An 18,305-nucleotide genomic window follows, 5' to 3' on the forward strand; every position below is an offset into this window, starting at 1 on the left:
GTTCGCCGGCAGGAGTCGACTACCCACCCCTGCCGCGCGGTGGCTCCGGCGGTCTTGTGTCATCACTGGCCTACGTAGCCCCTCGACAGTTCTGGAAGCGGCGGAAGCAATTTGAGCACATCCTTTATGTCACTTCGAATGGAGTAAATGCCGACTAATATCCACAAAAGGGACTTTTGGTGCCAAAAATCAGGCGGGCCGGAATGAGTCCCTGGCCTCCGGAGCCTGGTGTTTGATCATCAGATGACGGGTCACCGAGTACTCCTGGACCGCCTCCTGGCTCATGTCCTTGCCGAAGCCGCTTCCCTTGACCCCGCCGTGCGGCGCCTCCGAGGCGATGGGCAGGTGGTCGTTGACCCAGGTCACCCCCACATCCAGCCGGTGGGAGACGCGAAGCGCCCTGGCCACGTCCGTGGACCAGACCGAGGAGGCCAGTCCGTAGGGAGTGTCGTTGGCCAGCCGCACCGCCTCGTCCTCGCCGTCGAACGGCAGGGCCACCAGCACCGGGCCGAACAACTCGCCCTGAACGATCTCGCTGTCCTGGCGGGCGTCGGCGATCAGCGTCGGCGGGTAGTAGAAGCCCGGCCCGCTTCGCGGGGCGCCGCCGCAGAGGACGGAGGCGCCGGAGCGCTCGACGAAGCCGTGCACGCGGTCCCGGTGACCCGCGGAGATCAGCGGACCGATGTCGGTGGCCGGATCCCAGGGGTCGCCCACCTTGACCTGCTCCAGCGTCGCGCGAAGCGCCTCGACCGCCTCGCCGTACACCTCGCGGGAGATGTAGACGCGGGTCGCGGCCGTGCAGTCCTGACCCGTGTTGTAGGTGGCGCCCATCGCCACGCCCCTGGCCATCTCGGCCAGGTCCGCGTCGCCGAAGACCAGGGCGGGAGCCTTGCCGCCGAGTTCCAGGTGAACCCGCTTCAGGGAGCCGGCGGCCCCGCGCATGACGGCGCGGCCGGTCGCGGTGGAGCCCGTGACGCTCACCATGTCGACGCCGGGGTCACCGACCAGGGCCTCCCCCACCTCCGCGTCGCCGAGCACCACCTGAAGCAGGCCCTCGGGCGCTCCGGCGCGGGCGAACAGCTCGGCCATCCTGAGCGTGGTGCCCGGCGTCTGCGGCGCGGGCTTGATGACCACCGCGTTGCCCGCCGCGAGGGCGGGCCCCACCTTCCACACGGCCATGACGAGGGGGAAGTTCCACGGGGCGATCGACCCGACGACGCCGACCGGGCGGCGGACCAGCACCGAGGTGTAGCCGGAGCTGAGCACCCCCGCCCCGGTGCCGTCCAGAGAACGGGCCGCCCCGGCGAAGAAGCGAAGGTTGTCGGCCGCGAACGGCAGCTCTCCGTCGCGGAACACCGTCGCCGGCTTGCCCGTCTCGGTGACCTCCAGCCGGGTGAGCTCCTCGGCGTCCTCTTCGAGGAGGTCCGCGAAGCGGAGCATCACCTTGGCCCGCTCGGCCGGGGTCGCCCCGCTCCACTCCTCGAAGGCCGCGCGAGCCCGGCGTACGGCGGCCGCCACCCCGTCGAGCGGGGTGTCCGACACCTCCCGCAGGAGTTCGCCGGTCGCCGGATTGATCAACTTGCCCATGGAACGTCCCCCATCGTGGTGGTGCGGAGAATCTCTTAGGCGCCGGCCTGTTCGATCAGGTCCGCCGCCTTGCGCAGGCCGTCACGCCGGCGGATCTCCTCGCCCGCGGCGGCCAGGCGCTCGCGGAGCCCGGTGTCGCCGAGCAGCCGCTCCAGCGCGCCGGTCAGCTCGGAGTCGGTGAACTCGTAGGTGGCCAGGCGCACGCCGTAGCCCAGCTCGTGGACGCGCTGCGCGTTGTCGTACTGGTCCCAGAACAGGGGCAGCAGGATCATCGGCTTGCCGAAGTGCAGCGCCTCGGTGGTGGTGTTGTTCCCACCGTGCGTGATGACCAGATCGACCAGCGGAATGATCTTAGTCTGCGGCACGAACTCGGCGCCCCACATGTTGTCGGCGAGCTTGATCTCGTCGTGCAGCGGGCCCTTGGAGACGATGAAACGGTGCGGGGTGGTGGCCAGCACGTCGATGACCCGCTGCATCAGGGAGACGTCCGCCGAACCGAGCGAGCCGAGCGAGAAGTAGACCAGCGCGCCGTCCTTGCCGGCCAGCGACGCGGGGATCTCGAAGGCGCCGTCGGTCTCGCGGACCGAGGAGTCCAGGCGGTGCCAGGAGGCGGGCAGCGGCCGGGCGTCGGTGTAGTCCACGATCTCGGGGAAGACGTAGAGGTTCACGTCTCCCTCGTGGATGAAGTCCAGGTCCGGCAGCGGCTCGGCGCCCTGGGCGACGACCCACTCGTTGAAGGCGGTCCAGATCTCACGGTGGGTGCGGTCGTACTCCGCGCGGAAGCCGTCCCACTCCGAGCGGTCGTCGGCGGGCAGGCCGGAGAAGACCGGCGCGACGTTCTCCCCGCGCACCTCCAGCGGGTTGCAGGAGACGATGCGGACGAACGGCTTTCCCGCCGTCAGCAGCGCCGGGAAAGTGATGACGTTGTCCTCGACGATGACGTCGGGCTGAACGCGCTCGATAATCGCCTTCAACTGCGGTTCGCAGTACTTCACGCCGTCGATAAGCGCGTCCCAGATCGGCTTGGTCACCGTTTCAAGCTGCACCTGAGTTGATTTGCGGTATTCGGGGGCGGTGTCCCGGATGAAATCCTTCCAGAACTGTCCCGCGTCCTGCTCCTCCTCGGACGGCGGAGCGAGATCGACCAGGTCCTCCTCGAAGCCCAGGGCCTCCAGCTTCCCCTTCCAGGAGGATTCGGCGGCGAAGACGACGCGGTGTCCGCGCCTGCGCAGAATGTCACCGATGCCGATGCAGTTGTTCGTCGGCCCGTAGGCACTCTCCGGCATGAACAGAATCGTGAGAGACACCACGCCTCCTAGCGTCTGGGTTGTTGGCTTTTGAAGTTTGAAGAGCAATTCAAATTTCTAACTAGCAAAACCGGCTGAAAACGGTCACTATGGACCCCGGCACAACAAGTGGTTTTCTACGAGCGAGGAATTATGACGCGCAAGGGGCGGGCGGACCGACGTCTGGATCTCATCGCGGCCGCGCACCGGGCGATCGTCCGGCACGGCACTGAGGGAGTTCACCTCAACCATGTCGCCGAGGAGGCGGGACTGACCTCCGGGGCCGTCCTCTACCACTATCCTCGCCTCAGCGAACTGCTGGTCGACGCCCACCATGCCGGGATGGAACGTTTTTACGAGCAGCGTCTCAAGCGGATCGGCGGCATGCGCGACCCCGCCGAGAAGCTCGTCGTGACCATCCGCTCGGGTCTGCCGCACGGCCCGGACGACCCGGACGTGCGGCTGCTCAACGAGCTCGGCGGAGCCGCGGCCCGCAACAGGATGTACGCACTGCTGCTCACCACCCTCTACGACCGCCAGGTCTCGCTCTACCAGAGCATCCTGGACACCGGGGCGGCGCTGGGGACCTTCACGCTGACCGGTGACGCGCTGGTCATCGCCCGCAACCTGGTCGCGCTCGAGGATGCGTACGGTTACCGCATAACGGCCCGCCACCCGGTGATCGGCCCGGAGGAGGCGGTCGAACTGATCCTGGCCTACGCCAGGATCGCGACCGGCAACCCGCTCAAGGCGAACAACCCGCTCAAGACGTCTCACTGAGGGATCAGCACTCCGTCCCCCGCCGACCAGGAGAGGGCCACCGGAGATCCCGCCTGGACCTGGGTGGCCCCCTGGGTGGCCACCAGGACCGGTGCCGGACGCCCTGTCACCTGGACCGAGACGTGTGAGACACCGCCGTAGAAGCTGACGTCGACGACCTCTCCCCGCAGCACGCCCTGGCCGTCCAGCCTGAGCCGCTCCGGCCGTACGGCGAGCAGCGCGGGCGTCCCGTCGGGCAGGGTCGACGTTCCGGGCAGCACCCCGAGCCCCTCGCTGGCCAGGCCGACCGAGCAGGCCCTGCCCTCGAAGAGGTTGTTGGCGCCCACGAAGCCGGCGACGAACGGGGTGCGCGGGCGCTCGTACAGCTCCACCGGCGCGTCCACCTGCTGGACCCTGCCCTCGCTGAAGACCGCGATCCGGTCGGCCAGCGACATGGCCTCCTCCTGGTCGTGGGTGACCACGACGAAGGTGATGCCGACCTCGGTCTGGAGCCGTTTGAGCTCCAGTTGCATCTCCGCGCGCACCTTCTTGTCCAGAGCCGACAGAGGCTCGTCCAGCAGCAGCAGGCGCGGCCGCTTCACGATCGCGCGGGCCAGCGCGACCCGCTGCCGCTGGCCGCCGGAGAGCTGCTGCGGCTTGCGGCCGGCCATCTTCTCCAGCCCGACCTTCTCCAGGACCTCGCCCACCCGGCGGCGGATCTCCGCCCCCGCCAGCTTCTCCCTCTCCAGGCCGTAGGCGACGTTCTTCGCCACGGTCATGTGCGGGAACAGCGCGTACGACTGGAACATGAGGTTGACCGGCCGGCGGTGCGCGGCCTGGCCGAGCAGGTCCTCGCCGTCCAGCGTGACGGTGCCCCCGTCGGGGAACTCGAAGCCGGCCAGGATTCTCAGGAGTGTCGTCTTGCCGCAGCCGCTGGGACCGAGCAGCGCGAAGAACTCGCCCTGCCGGATCTCCAGGGAGACCTCCGACAACGCCGTGACGTCGCCGAAGCGGCGGCTGACATCTGTGATCTGCAGCATCAGGACAGGGACTCCGTCAGTCGGGTCATCCGCTGCGCCGCGATCACCACGGTGAAGCTCACGGCGAGCAGCAGTGTGGCCAGCGCGTTGATCTCCGGGGTGACCCCGAATCGGACCATTGAGTAGATGACCATGGGCAGGGTGGGCTCAAGGGGCGCGGCGGTGAAGGACGCGATCACGAACTCGTCGATGGAGAGCGTGAACACCAGCAGCGCGCCCGCCGCGATGCCCGGCGCGAGCTGGGGCAGCGTGATACGCATGAACGTGGTGAACGGCGTCGCGCCCAGGTCTCTGGACGCCTCCTCCAGGGAGGTGTCGCCGTGGGCGGCGAGCCGGGTCCGGACCACCGCGGTCACGAACGCCATGCCGAACACCGCGTGGGCCAGCAGCACCGAGTACAGGCCGAGGGTCAGCTTGATCGTGGCGTAGAAGACGAGCAGGCCGATGCCCAGGACCAGGTCGGGAAGGATGGCCGGCATCACGCTGATCGCGTCCAGCACCCGCGACCTGCTGTGGCGGGCCAGGCCCACGGCCAGCATGGTGCCGAGCACCGTGGCCAGCACCGTGGACCCCACCGCCACGATCAACGTGTTGACCAGGCCCTGCTGGATGGTGCCGTCCGAGGCGAGCTCGCCGTACCACTTCAGGCTGAAGCCGCCGAAGGTGTAGGGCGAGTCGTCGGAGTTGAACGACATCACGACGAGGACCACGATCGGCGTGTACAGGAAGACGTAGGTCAGCCAGAAGGGGACGTACATCAGGCGGGGTCTACGCACGGCGGGCACTCCAGGCCTGCAGGAGGAGCAGGACGATCAGCACGGCGATCAACGCCAGCGAGAGTGCCGCCCCGAACGGCCAGTCGCGCGCCGTGAGGAACTGGTCTCTGATCAGGTTGCCGACCATGATCGAACGGCCGCCGCCGAGCAGCTCGGGGACGACGAAGTTGCCGAAACTCGGCACGAAGACGAACAGCGACCCGGTGATCACACCCGGCAGGGTCAGCGGCAGGGTCACGGAGAGGAACGTGCGGGCGGGCCTGGCGCCGAGATTGGCCGAGGCCTCGCGGAGCTGCGGGTCCAGCTTCTCGATCGCCGCGTAGAGGGGCAGCACCATCAGCGGAAGGTAGGAGTAGATCAGGCCGGTGACGATGGTGCCCTGGTTGTAGAGCAGCTCCAGCGGCTTGTCGATCAGCCCCAGCTTCATGAGCGTGGAGTTCACCAGGCCGGGGCCGCTGAGCAGGACGATCCAGGCGTAGATCCGGACCAGGAAGTTGGTCCAGAACGGCAGCACGATCGCGACCAGGGCGATCGTCTTCCACTTCCGGGGAAGCTGCGCGATCAGGTACGCCGTCGGATAGCCGACCAGCAGGGCGATCACCGTGGTGATCGTGGCTATCTTCAGCGAGTCGAGCAGGACGTCGAGGTAGAGCGGGTCGATCAGACGGGTGAAGTTCTCCCCGGTCAGCTCGTAGACGATGCCGCCGAAGCGGCCCCTGCGAAAGACGGTGAAGCTGAGCAGCAGCGCGAGCGGGACCAGCAGGAGAACGATCAGGTAGATCAGGCCCGGGCCCAGGAAGACGATCCTTCCCAGGGCACGAGACCGGCGCACCTGTGATCTCACAGACGCGCCGGAACCGGTGGAACGTGCCACTACTGCGCCTTGACCTCGGTGGCAAGACGGGTGAACTTCGCCGAGTCCTCGCCGAGGTCGATGATGGACTCACCCGCGAGCAGCTGCGAGGGGGTCATCTGGAGCGGGGCGTTGGCGGTCTTGATCGCGGGGTCGATGGAGTCCATCGCCGCCTTGTTCGGGACCTTGTAGAGGATCGTCTCCGCGGCCCAGCCGTGGATCTCCGGGTCCAGGATGTAGTTGATGAACGCGTGGGCGGCCTCCTTGTGCTTGGAGGACTTCAGCACGACCATCGTGTCCACCCAGAGGTCGCTGCCTTCCTTCGGCACCACGAACTTGATGTTCTTCTCGGTGGTCGGGCACCAGCCGTCCCACGCCTCGACCATCACGGCCTCGCCGCTCTTGAGCTTGTCGCCGAAGGTGGTGTCGTCGTAGCCGAGCAGCTTCGGCTTGGCCTCCAGCAGCTTCGCCTTGACCTTGGCGATCTCGTCGTCGCTCCTGGTGTTGACCGAGTAGCCGAGTGCCTTGATGGCGGGCAGGGCCAGCCAGCGCTCGGTGGTCATCATCGTGACCTTCTTCAGGGCCTCGGCCGGCGGGTCGAGGATGTCGTTCCAGCTCGTCGGCGGGGTCTTCACCAGGTCGGTGCGGTAGCAGATGCCCGTGGTGCCCCACGTGTAGGGAACCGAGAAGACGTTGCCCTTGTCGTAGGCGAGCTCCTTGGCCTCGGGGTAGAGGTTCGCGAGGTTCGGGATGAGCTCGGGGTGGATCGGCTCCAGCAGGCCGGCCTCGTTGAGCGCCTGGGCGTACTGGCCGGAGACGAACGCCACGTCGAAACCGGTATCGGAGCCCGCGGTCAGCTTCGCCATGATCACTTCGTTGGTGTCGTGAAGCGCGACCTTCACGTCCATCCCGAGCTTGGCCTTGACCCTCGCCGGGAGGTCCTCCGGGGTGTAGCCGGGCCAGACCGAGATGGCCATGCTCTGCTTGGAAATGTCCGCGTTCGGGTTGAGCTGCGCGGAGGAGGCAGCGGGAACGGCGGCAGTGGAGTCCGCGGCCTCCCCGCCGCAGGCCGAGGCTGCGAGCGCAAGCCCGGCCACCAGGACGGCAACCGGAAAACGACGGGTGTACCGGATACGGGACACGACCGCATACTCCTTCAGAATTCAGTGTAAGTGGGGGCAGACTGGTCGCAGTAGACACGGCAGACCAAAGCAGGAGTGTTGCAGTCAAGAATAACTTGAGCAAGACTTTTCATGACACCGCCCCTGGAAAGCCTGGTTTTTTTGGTGAATCGATGTTCAATATGGGACCGGCTCGACACGGTCCCGGAGGCGGGCGACGGACGAACGAGCGAACTCATAACAGCTTTGACCTGCGCTGTTTCCGAACCATTCATCGTTCGTCTCTTCAATCCGCTTCCCGGACCGAATCCTGCCGGTTTCTCAAGTGGTACTCAAATGTCATCGAATCGTCAGGATGAGCCCGCCGGTGAGCGCGGGTTCGACGTGGACCAGACCAACCACTCGGTGGTCGTCGGCGAGAGCGTGGTCGTCAAGTGGCTCACCCCGCCCGCCCCGCTCCCCCAGCCGACCCCGGACATGTTCGCCCACCTGACCTCGGTCGGCTTCACCGCGACGGCCACGCCGTACGCGGCCGTGTCCCGGCGCCGGGACGACGGTGACGGTGAGCTGCTGCTCGCCCTGGTCACCGCCTACCTCCCCGAGGCCGTGGACGGCTGGGAGTGGTGCGTGGACGAGGCCGTCTCCGGCGGCACGGCCTTCGCCGCCGACCTGGGCGTCCTCGCCGCCGACCTGCACGCGGCGTTGGCCACCCCGTCCGCGACCTTTCCCGATCCCGTACGGCACGCGCCGCCCGGACAGGGACAGCATGGCACCGGGCCGGTGAACCCCTGGTTCGCCCGGGCCGAAGAGGCGGTGAACACGGCGCTCGCGCTGACCGGCGGCGACGACGGCGCCTGGCTCTCCACCCACGCCGGCGCGCTCCGCGCGGAGATCGCCCCGCTGGCCCCGGCCGGAGCCACCCCGCTGATCCGCATCCACGGCGACCTGCACGTGGGCCAGACGCTCCGCTGGCGGGACGGCTACGCGGTGATCGACTTTGACGGCAATCCGACCGTCGTCGGCGCGGAGCCCTTCCAGCCCGCCGCCCGCGACCTCGCCCAGCTCACCACCAGCCTCGAACACGTCGGCCAGGTCGCCGTCAAGCGCCGCGACGCCGACCCCCTCGTGATCGCCGGATGGGCCGCCGCCGCCCGCGCCGCCCTGGAGTCCGCCTATCTCGGCCGCCTGACCGAGCTCGGCCACGCCGCCCTGCTGGACCGTTCCCTGCTGCGCCCGTTCGAGATCGAGCAGGAGTGCCGCGAGCTCATCTACGCCGCCCGCCACCTCCCCCGCTGGCGTTATGCCCCGATGGGCGTCCTACGGTCGTGGTATCGATGACCCGACGTCAGAAGGAGCACGTGTGAACCCCGAGCTGTACCTCGCCGACCTGGAGGCCAAGCCCGCCGCGCTGGCCTCACTGGCGAGCACCCTGGAGGCCGGCGACCCGTTCGACGGGATCCCGGCCGGCATCCGGCGGGTGGTCCTCCTCGGCATGGGCAGCTCCCGGTACGCCGCCCAGGTGGCCGCCTCACGCCTGCGGGCGGCGGGCGTGGACGCCGCGGCCGAATACGCCTCGGCCTCCCTGTCCTACCCGGCGAGCCCGGACACCCTGGTCGTCGCGATCTCCGCCACCGGCGGCAGCCGGGAGACCCTGGACGCCGTGGCCCGCCACCGCGGCCGGTCCTTCGTGCTCGCCCTGACCAACAAGCCCGGCTCCGCGATCACCGAGGGCGCCGACCTGGTGGTCCCCATGGTCGCGGGCGAGGAGCGCGGCGGCGTGTCCTGCCGGACCTTCCAGCACACCATCGGCCTGCTCCTGGCCCTGCGGAACCGCCTCACCGCCGTCCGCGGCGACGCCGGCTCCGTTCTGGACGTGCCCGGCCTGCTGCGCCGTACGGCCGAGGCCACGACCGACCTGCTGGAGCGCCGCGACGAGTGGCTGGAGCCGGCGATGAGCCTGCTCGACGGGCCTGACGGCGTCTACACGATCGCCCCCGCCGAACGCCTGTCCTCCGCCGAGCAGTCAGCCCTGATGTTCCGCGAGGGTCCCCGCCGGGCGGCCGACGCGTGCGAGACCGGCGACTGGTCCCACGTGGACGTCTACCTGACCAAAACCCTCGACTACCGGGCCATCCTGTTCCCCGGTTCCCCCTACGACGACCAGGCCATGGAGTGGATCCGCGAGCGCGGTTCCACCGTCCTCACCGTCGGCGGCGAGCTCCCCGGCGCCAAGGGCTCCGTCCGCTACCGCCACGACGACGATCCTCACGTCGCGCTCCTGACCGAGACGTTGGTGGCCGAGCTCGTCGCCGCCCGGTGGTGGCTCGCCGGACAGTCCGCTCTCACCTGAGCGGGGCCGGGCGGACGCGCCCGCACGACCCGGCCCGGTCCGGGCACCGGCGGCCTCGGCGCGACGGGCCGGACCGGGAGATCAGAGGCGATGAAGCCCGCCGAGGACGCGTTCGAGGAGCTCGGGCCCCGGGCCTCCCTCTTCGATCTGGGGCCGGTGGACCCGCAGGAGACCTTCGGACTCCATGTCCGAGATCAGGACGCGCGCGACCCCGAGAGGGGTGCCGAGGAGGGCGGATATCTCCGCGACGGAGCGGATCCGACGGCAGAGATCACTGATGACCCGGTATTCGCGGATGTAGGACAGGCCGAGCTGCTCGGAGGTCGTGGAGGAGACCAGCGCCTCCACGGCGAGCCCGGTGCGCGGCGCGGTCCGCCCCCGGCTGACGGTGTACATCCGCACCAGCGAGCTCTCCTCCTCGGGAGGCTCTCCGTACGCCGAGCCGTACGCGAGGGGCACGTCCTGCTGCGAGCTGTACGTCGGAGGCTCGGCCCACGGGTCGCTGCGGGAGGGTACGGCCGGTGCGCCGTACCGGGGAGGTTCCTCCCGCGACGGGCCGTGACCGTTCCGGAACCCCTGCCGATCGTCCTGGTGTTCGCCCCGCACGGTTTCAGGTCTCCCGGTTCGGGAGCTCGTTGCGGGCCTTGCGCACGCCCTCCTGGAAGCTCGCCAACCGGTCTCGGACCTTCTCGGCCGAGACGGATGCCGCGGGCGGCGGGGACTGGGCGCCCGGGCTCACCGAGCCGGGGACCAGATTGCCCTTGGGAGTCCGTTTGGGCAGGCCCGAGGTGGTCGTCCCGCCGAGGGCGGGGGCACTCGCCGCCTGGGCCGCCCGCCAGCCGGGGTCGCCGGGGGACGACCACGACCCGGGCGCGGCTCCGGACTTCGCGGAAGCGGCCCGGTCCGGTCCTTCGGCGGGGGTCTCGGCGGAGCCGGGGGTGGCGGCGCGGAACCAGGCCGACTCCACCGAGGCGAAGATCGGCAAGAAATCGGTCTCCGGATCCGGCGGCGACGTTCCCGCCTTCGGCGCCGGCCCGAGGCCGTTCACCTCGGGGGGGCTCGGCCGACGGTCGAACGGGCCGGGCGGCGGCTGGAGGAACCGGTTGCCCTCCCGCTCCGCCGGGGGGTTCCACACGCTCGGCTCCTCCATCGCCGGAGGCCAGGTCCGCGCGGGTACGGCGGGCGTCTCCGGCGCGAACGGCGCGGCCAGGACGGAACCCGCGCGAGACGGGCCGCCGAACCCCGCGGGCACGGCGTCGGGAACGGGAACGGAGGCGGGGAGAGGGGCGAGGAGGTGCTCGGGAAGGACGATCATGGCGTTCAGCCCGGTTTCCTGGGGGCGGAGCTGGACGCGGATGCCGTGTTTGAGCGCGAGGCGGCCGACCACGAACAGGCCCATGCGGCGGGCGACCGAGGCGTCGGCGGTCTGGGGGTCGGCCAGACGCCGGTTCGCCTGGGAGAGCTCGTCGGGCGTCATGCCGATGCCCTGGTCGGACACCGAGATCATCACACCGCCGCCGTCGATGCGGCTGCTGGACACCACGACCTCGTGCTCCCTGGACGAGAACGAGACCGCGTTCTCCACCAGCTCCGCGAGCAGATGCACCACGTCGCTCACCGCCGGGCCCGCCACGGCGACCTCGGAGTTGACCCGGGTCACCACCCGTTCGTAGTCCTCCACCTCCGACAGCGAGGCCCGGACCACGTCCATCAGCTCGACCGGCTGCCGCCAGCGCCGCACCACCTCCTGACCGGCCAGGACGAGGAGGTTCTCGCTGTTGCGGCGCATTCGGGTGGCCAGGTGGTCGAGCTTGAACAGGTCGGCCAGGCGCTGGTCGTCGCGCTCACCGCGCTCCAGCCGCTCGACCAGGGTGAGCTGGCGCTCCACCAGGGTCTGGCTCCGGCGGGAGAGGTTGACGAACATCGCGTTGACCGTATTGCGCAGCCTGGCCTCGTCGCTCGCCAGCCGCACCGCCTCCCGGTGAACCTCGTCGAACGCCCGCGCGACCTCGCCGATCTCGTCGCGGGAGGTGACCCCGATCGACGGCACGTCGGCGACGACCTCACCGTCGCGCGACTCACGCACCTGCTGGACGTACGCCGGCAGCCGTTCACCGGCGACCTCCAGCGCCTCGCTGCGCAGCCGCCGCAGCGGCCCGACCAGCGAGCGCACCACCCCTGTAGTGATCAGCAGCACGATCAGCAGCAGGCCCGCGACCGCCGCGGCGACCAGGAGGGCACGGATCTGTTCGGCGTTCCCGAGCTCCTCACTCCGCACGACGATGTCCTGGGCGTATCGCTTCTCGACCTCGCGCATCCGGTCGATCGTCACCGACGCGGCGTCGAACCACTCCCTGGCGTCATCTTCCTTCGCCGGGTCCAGTCCCTTCAGCGAGGCGCCGGAGGCCGCGCGGAGCAGGACCAGTTCCCGGAGGAGCTCGGCCCGGCCGGCGGTCGTGCCGTTGACGGTCTCCTCGAAGAGACGGCGGTCCTCGCCTTCGGCGTCGGCGGCCAGGGTCCTGCGCTCGTTGCGCTCGGTGGAGAGCGCGCCGAGGAACGCCTCCATCTGGCGCTGCTCGAACCGCCCCGCGACCATCACCACCGTGAGCAGCGCCCGCTGGAGCGAGAGCGCCTCCTTGGCCCGGACGAGCGCGTCCAGTGTCAGCGCCTTGCCCAGGAGCGCGTCGTCGGCGCTGCCCTTGCCGAGCTCGTCATGGAGGGAGAGCAGGTCGGCGATCATCAGTGAGTAGGCGTCGACGGCGGCGTCGGGAAGGAGCCCCGACTTCAGCGCCCGCTCCCGCAGGGGCGCGAGATCGTCCAGCCGGGTGAGGCCGGTCTCGACCTCGTCCCCGGCGCGGCCGCTCAGCGTGTCCTTGAGCAGGGCGCCGCCGTCGCGGACGTGCTTCGCCGCGTCGTCCACCGCGTCCATCCGGTCGTTCACGCCGTCCACGCCGTCGTCCGGGCGGCCGAGGGCGATGAACCAGGCCATGTGGTCGCGCTCCGCGGCCAGCTCGTGGGTGAGCGCGCCGACGTTGCCGGAAAGCCTGGCGAGGTCGTTGACCCGTTGGTAGTCGGTGGCGGCGCTCATGGAGGCGAACACCTGGACCCCGCCGAGCAGCACCGCGGCGACGGTGGGCACCAGAATCAGCGCGACGAGTCTGGAACGCACTCGCCAGTTCCGCAGCCGCAGACTGTCACCCGAAAATCGGATCTTGTGTGTGCTCACCGAACGCTGCCTCTCGGTGGATGAACCTCCTGGCCGGACTTCCCATGACTCTGGGCAATTCGAGCACATCTCAACCCTTGAGGCCAATGGAACGCAGCCCAAACAAATGTCTGGTTCATTGGACGATGAGGGCAAAATCTGGAGCTCCAACCAGGAATCTAGACTCCTGATTTGGGCGTCTTAATACCCTTATCGGGCATTTATCAATCTTATATGACCGTTTACATCGTTCCATAATGAGCGGGCAGCGGTCGGACGACAATGCGACGAAGGCTCGGCGACCTCCAAAAGATCAAGGCGTCGCCGCTTGCGACCCCTCCGCCATGTCTTGCCCTCTACGTCCTCGACGGCCCCTCCGGCGCTCCGCCTGAGAGACCTCCCCCGCACCGCGCGGGCGCACCCGGCGGACGTCGTCGCCGAGGGCCGGGACGGCGAGGCGGAGCTACGTCGAGGAGAAGAAGGTCGCGATCTTCGCCGGAAGAAATGGAAACAAAGACGCTCTCGGGTGGCACGTCCCCGGATGGATGATCGGCCAATATCCGGGGATCACCGGATCAACGCGTACACCCATCTATTCGAGACGGATAAACCAGGTAATTCGGGTCCGCTGCGCGACGGAGACGCTCATACCTCACCAACGATGAGGTACCGGACCGCGATTTCGGCCCCGACAAAAAGGGCTTCCGCGCGGGCGGCGAGAATGCCCCGATCAATGCCGCCACGCGAGTGACCGGGAAAAGCACCCCGCCGCCGATGTGTTCCCACGAACCCCGGTGGCTTTTCACCCCGATCGAATCGGCGGAAAGCGAAAGGCGGCCCTCACGGGGGAACCCCCCTGACGGCCGCCTCGGCGGGGCAGGAACCCCTGCCGTCCCTAGACCGGCGTGCCGTAGCTCGCGCGGACGCGCAGGACGTGCTCCACCAGGGTGATGAGCGTGCCCTTGACGGAGTCACGGTAGCGGGCGTCGGTGCGCACGACGGGGATGTGCGGGGCCAGCGCCAGGGCCTCCCGCACCTCGTCCTCCGTGTGCGGGAACTGCCCGTCCCAGCCGTTGACGCCGACCACGAAGGGGAGCTTGGCCTCCTCGAAGTAGTCGATCGCGGGGAAGCCGTCGGCCAGGCGCCTGGTGTCGATCAGGACCACCGCGCCGATGGCGCCGCGGACCAGGTCGTCCCACATGAACCAGAACCGGTGCTGGCCGGGGGTGCCGAACAGGTACAGGATCAGATCCTTGTCCAGCGAGAGGCGGCCGAAGTCCATCGCGACGGTGGTCGTCGCCTTGTTCGGGGTGAGGCCGAGGTCGTCGATGCCGGCGCTGGCGTCGGTCATCACCGCCTCCGTGGTCAGCGGGAGGATCTCCGACACGGCGCCCACGAACGTGGTCTTGCCCACGCCGAACCCGCCCGCGACAACGATCTTCGTTGACGTCAGGCCTCCGTGATTAGAGCCTGCGTAGTCCACTGAGAACCCTTTCGAGCATGTTGAGATCCGGCTGTCCCTGTTCGAGACGTGGCTGATGGATACGGACCAGGCCCTCGTCGACCATGTCGGCCACCAGCACGCGGGCCACACCGAGCGGGATCCTCAGCAGAGCCGAGATCTCGGCGACCGACCGGAACGAACGGCACAGCCTGATGATGGCGTCCTGCTCGGGGGTGAGCAGAGCCATATCCTCCTCCATGATGAACGAGGAGGAGACCAGAGACTCCAGAGCCATGTGATAACGCGGTTCTGATCGGCCACCGGTGACCGCATATGGACGGAACAGGGGCTCCTCGTCCCCGGTTCCGTCACCTCCGAGCACGACCCTCTCCTGTGAAGAACGCGGTCACTATCGGCTCCGAGAAGACTGGAGCTCGGCCCGGAGGGCCGGGGTGAGCGCCTGACCGGCCCGGTCGACGAGCAGGGTCATCTGGTAGGCCACCAGGCCCATGTCGCACTCGGGAGAGGCCAGCACGGCGAGCACGGAGCCGTCGCTGATCGCCATCACCAGTAACAGGCCGCGTTCCATCTCGACCACCGTCTGGGTGACGGCACCGCCCTCGAACACGCGCGACGCGCCTACGGTCAAGCTCAGCAGGCCGGCCGCGACGGCGGCCAGCTGGTCGGCTCGATCGTTCGGAAAACCCTCGGAACTGGCGATCCGCAGTCCGTCGGCCGAGACGCACACCGCATGTGCGACCCCGGGGGTGCCGCGGACGAACTCGGTGATCAGCCAGTCGAACCTACGCGCCTCATGGCTCAGAGTCGTCACGAACTCTCCTCCTTGTCCACCGGGTTACCGGTGGCGTCTTCACCTACTTCAGCACGGCCCCGCCGTACACCTTGCTGGAAACTCGACAGGCGACTCCGCACCCGGTCCGCCGAGATCGGCGGCATCGGGGTGGCCGGCACGCTGGCCGCGACTCCGGGCACCAGGTTGGCCCGGGGAGTGCGCTTGGGCAGACCGGCCGCGGTGACCCCGCCGAGGGCGGGCTCACTCGCCGCCTGCGCCGCCTGCCATCCTGCGTCGGCCGGCGTCTGCCAGCTTCCGGTCTCTCGCATGGAAGCCGTCTCCCCGGCGGCTCCACGGAGCGGTTCACGAATCGGCTCATGGATCGGCTCATGAATCGGCTCCGCCACCGGCCCGCCGACCGACGGACGACCGCCTCCCCGGATCGTCTCGGAGAAGAGCGGCTCACCCGTCATAGGGGTGGAGCCCAGCGGACCGGCGAGCGGTGTCGCGGCTCGCCGCGCGGGGTCCTCGTCCACGGCCTCGTGCTCACCCGGATCGTCCGCCCGGCGGAACCAGGCCGACTCGATCGAGGCGAAAATGGGCAGGAACTCCTCCGGCTCGTCTTCGACCTGGGGGAATCCCACCGCGGGTATCGACGAGGTCTCCGCTTCGTCGTAAGAGACCTGTTCCCAGGAGGGGAACCCCGAGGGAGGGGTGGCCCCGTTACCGTTCGTCTCCTGAGCATGGTGCCTGGGGAGGACGAACTCGCCGGTCACCGGGGCGCCGAGCGAGGGCGCCGGGACCTGCCGGCCGGAGACCTGGGAGTCGTCGGACATCGATGCGAAGCCGTACGAGGGTGCCTGCGGGGTGGAGTCCCGGCCGAAGGAGTCCCGTGCGGCGGGGGTCTCGCCGAAGGACGGCTCCCCGTACGACGAGGCGCGCGGAGCGGGGGCCTCACCGAAGGGTGCCCGCTGAGCGGGAGCCTCGTAGGCCGGCTCCCCGTACGGCGACTCCCCGTACGACGAGGCCCGCGGAGCGGAGGGCTCGCCGAAGAGGGTTCGCGGAGCGGAAACCTCGCTGGAGGTCTGGCCGAAGGACGACTCCCCGTACGACGGGCCCTGCGGAACGGAGGCCTGACCGAAGGAGGCCTGACCGAAGGAGGCCTGCCCGTAGGAGTTCTGACCGTAGGAGTTCTGACCGTAGGAGTTCTGCTGGACGGTCGGACCGGCGCCCCACGACGGGGGCTGGGCCGGCTGGACCATCTCGACCATGAGCTCCGGCGGGAGGAGGACCATGGCGACGAGGCCGCCGATCTCCTGCGGGCGGAGCTGGACGCGGATGCCGTGACGCAGTGCCAGGCGGCCGACCACGAACAGGCCCATCCGCCGCGACACCGAGACGTCCACGACGGGCGGGTCGGCCAGGCGCCGGTTGGTCTCGACCAGCTCCTCCTCGGTCATGCCGATGCCGACGTCGCTGACCGCGAGCAGCGCGCCGCCCCCCTCGATCATGCTGCTGGAGACCACGACCTGGCTGGCTCGCGGGGAGAACTGGATGGCGTTCTCCACCAGCTCGGCGACCAGGTGGACGATGTCGTTGGCGGTGCTGCCCGCGACCGAGATCGCACGGTGCACCTTGATCTGGACGCGCTCGTAGTCCTCGACCTCCGACAGCGAGGCGCGCACGACGTCGACGAGTTTGGCCGGCTGGCTACGCCTGCGGGTCGGCTCGTGGCCGGCGAGGACCAGGAGGTTCTCGGAGTTGCGGCGCATGCGGGTGGCGAGGTGGTCGAGCTTGAACAGGTCCGACAGGCGGCCGCCGTCCTCCTCGCCCTTCTCCAGACCGTCGATCAGCGAGATCTGCCGCTCGACCAGGGTCTGCGTGCGGCGCGACAGGTTGACGAACATCGCGCTGATGTTGGAGCGGAGCTCGGACTCCTCGGCGGCCAGCCGGATGGCCTGCCGGTGGACCTCGTCGAAGGCCTTGGCGACCTCTCCGATCTCGTCTTTGGTGTCGACGGAGATGGGGGCGATGTCAGGCGTCTGGCTCTCTCCGGAGACCCGGAGCCTGCGCACGACCTCGGGAAGCCTGAATCCGGCCACGTCCAGGGCCTCGACGCGCAGGCGTCGCAGCGGCTGGACCATCGAGCGGGCGATGAGGACGGTCAGGCCGAGGACCAGGAGCAGCAGGAGCAGGATCAGCCCGGCGGTGATGATCGCATTGCGCTGCTCGGTGTCCTCCAGCATGCGGGCCCGGGTGACCACGTCACCGGCGACCTCGGTCTCGACCTTCTTGATCCGGTCGATGGCCGTGCCGTTGTCCGAGAACCACTGCTTGACGGCGTTGAAATCGGAGAGCAACCGGCCGGTGTGCTGCGGATTGCTCGCGAGCACGATCGCCCTGGCCTTGGTCAGCTCGGCGCGGGTCACCTTCTCGTCCTGCATGGCGTCGACGAGGAGCTGGCCGTTGTCCGTGCTCGCCTCGACGCTGAAGTCCGCCTTGTACTGCTCCATGCGCGAACGGGAGGCGATGAACTTCTCGATCTCCTGCGCGTTGAGCGAATCGGGGGCGTAGTAGCCGGCCAGCAGGCTGGCTCGCTGCTGGGAGATCTCCTCTTTGGCGTAGGCCAGCGCGCTGAGCGCACGGGTGTTGCCGATGATCTCCGGGTCGTCGCTGACCAGGGTGAGCTCCTCGTGGAGCTGCAGCAACGGCGCGATCATCAAATTGTACCGTTCCAGCTGTGCCGTTCCGGTGACACCGCGCAGCTCAGGCAGCCCTGCGAGCTGGTAGACCACGTCCTTCGCAGCCTTGACCACCCGGGGGCCGTAGGAGTCGTCGATCCCCTGCAACTGGAGCCGGACCCGTCCGACCATCGTGTCGACGATCTTCTTCTGCGCATCGGCGCTGTCCTTCAGCCCCTTGTTCGAGCTCTGGAACGAGGACCAGGCGACGCGGTCGCGTTCCAGCCCGAGCGCCTGGGCCAGATCGCGCAGCCCTCCCGAGTACTCCGCGGCGGCCGCGGTCCGCTGATATCCGGCCACGCTGTCGATGGAGGAGACGACACGGGTGGCGGCGAGCACCACGCCCACCA

The 18,305-nt window shown here is 69.0% G+C and carries 15 protein-coding genes; 3 read left to right on the forward strand and 12 right to left on the reverse strand.

The window, feature by feature from the left end:
• Window positions 1-189 precede the first annotated feature (189 nt).
• Both J2853_RS25720 and J2853_RS25725 read right to left on the reverse strand, forming a co-directional pair.
• Window positions 190-1,587 carry an aminobutyraldehyde dehydrogenase gene (locus tag J2853_RS25720; protein ID WP_307562199.1) on the reverse strand — a complete coding sequence of 466 codons (1,398 nt, stop codon included), beginning with the start codon at window positions 1,585-1,587 and terminating at the stop codon, window positions 190-192.
• 35 nt (window positions 1,588-1,622) lie between these two features.
• Complete coding sequence (locus J2853_RS25725) at window positions 1,623-2,894, reverse strand: glycosyltransferase (protein WP_307562201.1); 1,272 nt, start codon at window positions 2,892-2,894, stop codon at window positions 1,623-1,625.
• A gap of 132 nt (window positions 2,895-3,026) precedes the next feature.
• Between J2853_RS25725 and J2853_RS25730 the strand changes: the two genes are divergently transcribed.
• Window positions 3,027-3,653 carry a TetR/AcrR family transcriptional regulator gene (locus J2853_RS25730; protein WP_307562203.1) on the forward strand — a complete coding sequence of 209 codons (627 nt, stop codon included), beginning with the start codon at window positions 3,027-3,029 and terminating at the stop codon, window positions 3,651-3,653.
• Here J2853_RS25730 and J2853_RS25735 read toward each other — a convergent pair.
• From J2853_RS25735 to J2853_RS25750, 4 genes are read right to left on the reverse strand one after another with little or no spacing between them, the layout of a single operon-like run.
• Complete coding sequence (locus J2853_RS25735) at window positions 3,647-4,672, reverse strand: ABC transporter ATP-binding protein (RefSeq protein WP_307562205.1); 1,026 nt, start codon at window positions 4,670-4,672, stop codon at window positions 3,647-3,649. The two genes, J2853_RS25730 and J2853_RS25735, sit on opposite strands and share 7 nt — an antisense overlap.
• Window positions 4,672-5,448 (reverse strand): ABC transporter permease, encoded by a 777-nt coding sequence (locus tag J2853_RS25740; protein ID WP_307562207.1) that lies wholly within the window; start codon window positions 5,446-5,448, stop codon window positions 4,672-4,674. The genes J2853_RS25735 and J2853_RS25740 overlap by 1 nt, the downstream gene beginning before the upstream one ends.
• On the reverse strand, window positions 5,441-6,280 hold the full coding sequence (locus J2853_RS25745; protein WP_307562209.1) for an ABC transporter permease: 840 nt from the start codon (window positions 6,278-6,280) through the stop codon (window positions 5,441-5,443). The genes J2853_RS25740 and J2853_RS25745 overlap by 8 nt, the downstream gene beginning before the upstream one ends.
• Window positions 6,281-6,321: 41 nt before the next feature.
• Window positions 6,322-7,443, reverse strand: a complete 1,122-nt coding sequence (locus tag J2853_RS25750; RefSeq protein ID WP_307562211.1) for a polyamine ABC transporter substrate-binding protein — start codon at window positions 7,441-7,443, stop codon at window positions 6,322-6,324.
• Window positions 7,444-7,758: 315 nt separating this feature from the next.
• On the opposite strand from J2853_RS25750, the gene J2853_RS25755 reads away from it, so the two are divergent.
• Together J2853_RS25755 and J2853_RS25760 are read left to right on the forward strand one after the other, a co-directional pair.
• On the forward strand, window positions 7,759-8,760 hold the full coding sequence (locus J2853_RS25755; protein WP_307562213.1) for a hypothetical protein: 1,002 nt from the start codon (window positions 7,759-7,761) through the stop codon (window positions 8,758-8,760).
• 22 nt (window positions 8,761-8,782) lie between these two features.
• On the forward strand, window positions 8,783-9,772 hold the full coding sequence (locus J2853_RS25760) for an SIS domain-containing protein (RefSeq protein WP_307562216.1): 990 nt from the start codon (window positions 8,783-8,785) through the stop codon (window positions 9,770-9,772).
• A gap of 81 nt (window positions 9,773-9,853) precedes the next feature.
• Here the strand turns inward: J2853_RS25760 and J2853_RS25765 are convergent, their stop codons facing one another.
• From J2853_RS25765 to J2853_RS25790, 6 genes are all read right to left on the reverse strand, one after another.
• Window positions 9,854-10,378 (reverse strand): DUF742 domain-containing protein, encoded by a 525-nt coding sequence (locus J2853_RS25765; RefSeq protein WP_307562219.1) that lies wholly within the window; start codon window positions 10,376-10,378, stop codon window positions 9,854-9,856.
• Between the two features lie 4 nt (window positions 10,379-10,382).
• Window positions 10,383-12,941, reverse strand: a complete 2,559-nt coding sequence (locus J2853_RS25770) for a sensor histidine kinase (RefSeq protein WP_307562221.1) — start codon at window positions 12,939-12,941, stop codon at window positions 10,383-10,385.
• 931 nt (window positions 12,942-13,872) lie between these two features.
• Entirely contained in the window at window positions 13,873-14,460 is a 588-nt protein-coding gene (locus J2853_RS25775) for a GTP-binding protein (protein ID WP_307562223.1), read from the reverse strand.
• Window positions 14,441-14,803: a DUF742 domain-containing protein gene (locus tag J2853_RS25780; RefSeq protein WP_307562224.1), complete on the reverse strand. Its 363-nt coding sequence runs from the start codon at window positions 14,801-14,803 to the stop codon at window positions 14,441-14,443. The genes J2853_RS25775 and J2853_RS25780 overlap by 20 nt, the downstream gene beginning before the upstream one ends.
• A gap of 27 nt (window positions 14,804-14,830) precedes the next feature.
• Window positions 14,831-15,253, reverse strand: a complete 423-nt coding sequence (locus J2853_RS25785) for a roadblock/LC7 domain-containing protein (RefSeq protein ID WP_370879334.1) — start codon at window positions 15,251-15,253, stop codon at window positions 14,831-14,833.
• Window positions 15,250-18,297: a sensor histidine kinase gene (locus tag J2853_RS25790; RefSeq protein WP_307562226.1), complete on the reverse strand. Its 3,048-nt coding sequence runs from the start codon at window positions 18,295-18,297 to the stop codon at window positions 15,250-15,252. Before J2853_RS25790 ends, J2853_RS25785 begins: the two co-directional genes overlap by 4 nt.
• Between the last annotated feature and the right edge of the window lie 8 nt (window positions 18,298-18,305).

Origin of the sequence: Streptosporangium lutulentum (assembly GCF_030811455.1) — a bacterium.
In the GTDB taxonomy this organism is placed as follows: Bacteria; Actinomycetota; Actinomycetes; order Streptosporangiales; family Streptosporangiaceae; genus Streptosporangium; species Streptosporangium lutulentum.

Bases quoted from the DNA above. Each gene is read 5' to 3' on its own strand.
- J2853_RS25720 (WP_307562199.1), bottom strand. From the start codon at position 1,587: ATGGGCAAGTTGATCAATCCGGCGACCGGCGAACTCCTGCGGGAGGTG.
- J2853_RS25730 (WP_307562203.1), top strand. From the start codon at position 3,027: ATGACGCGCAAGGGGCGGGCGGACCGACGTCTGGATCTCATCGCGGCC.
- J2853_RS25735 (WP_307562205.1), bottom strand. From the start codon at position 4,672: ATGCTGCAGATCACAGATGTCAGCCGCCGCTTCGGCGACGTCACGGCG.
- J2853_RS25755 (WP_307562213.1), top strand. From the start codon at position 7,759: ATGTCATCGAATCGTCAGGATGAGCCCGCCGGTGAGCGCGGGTTCGAC.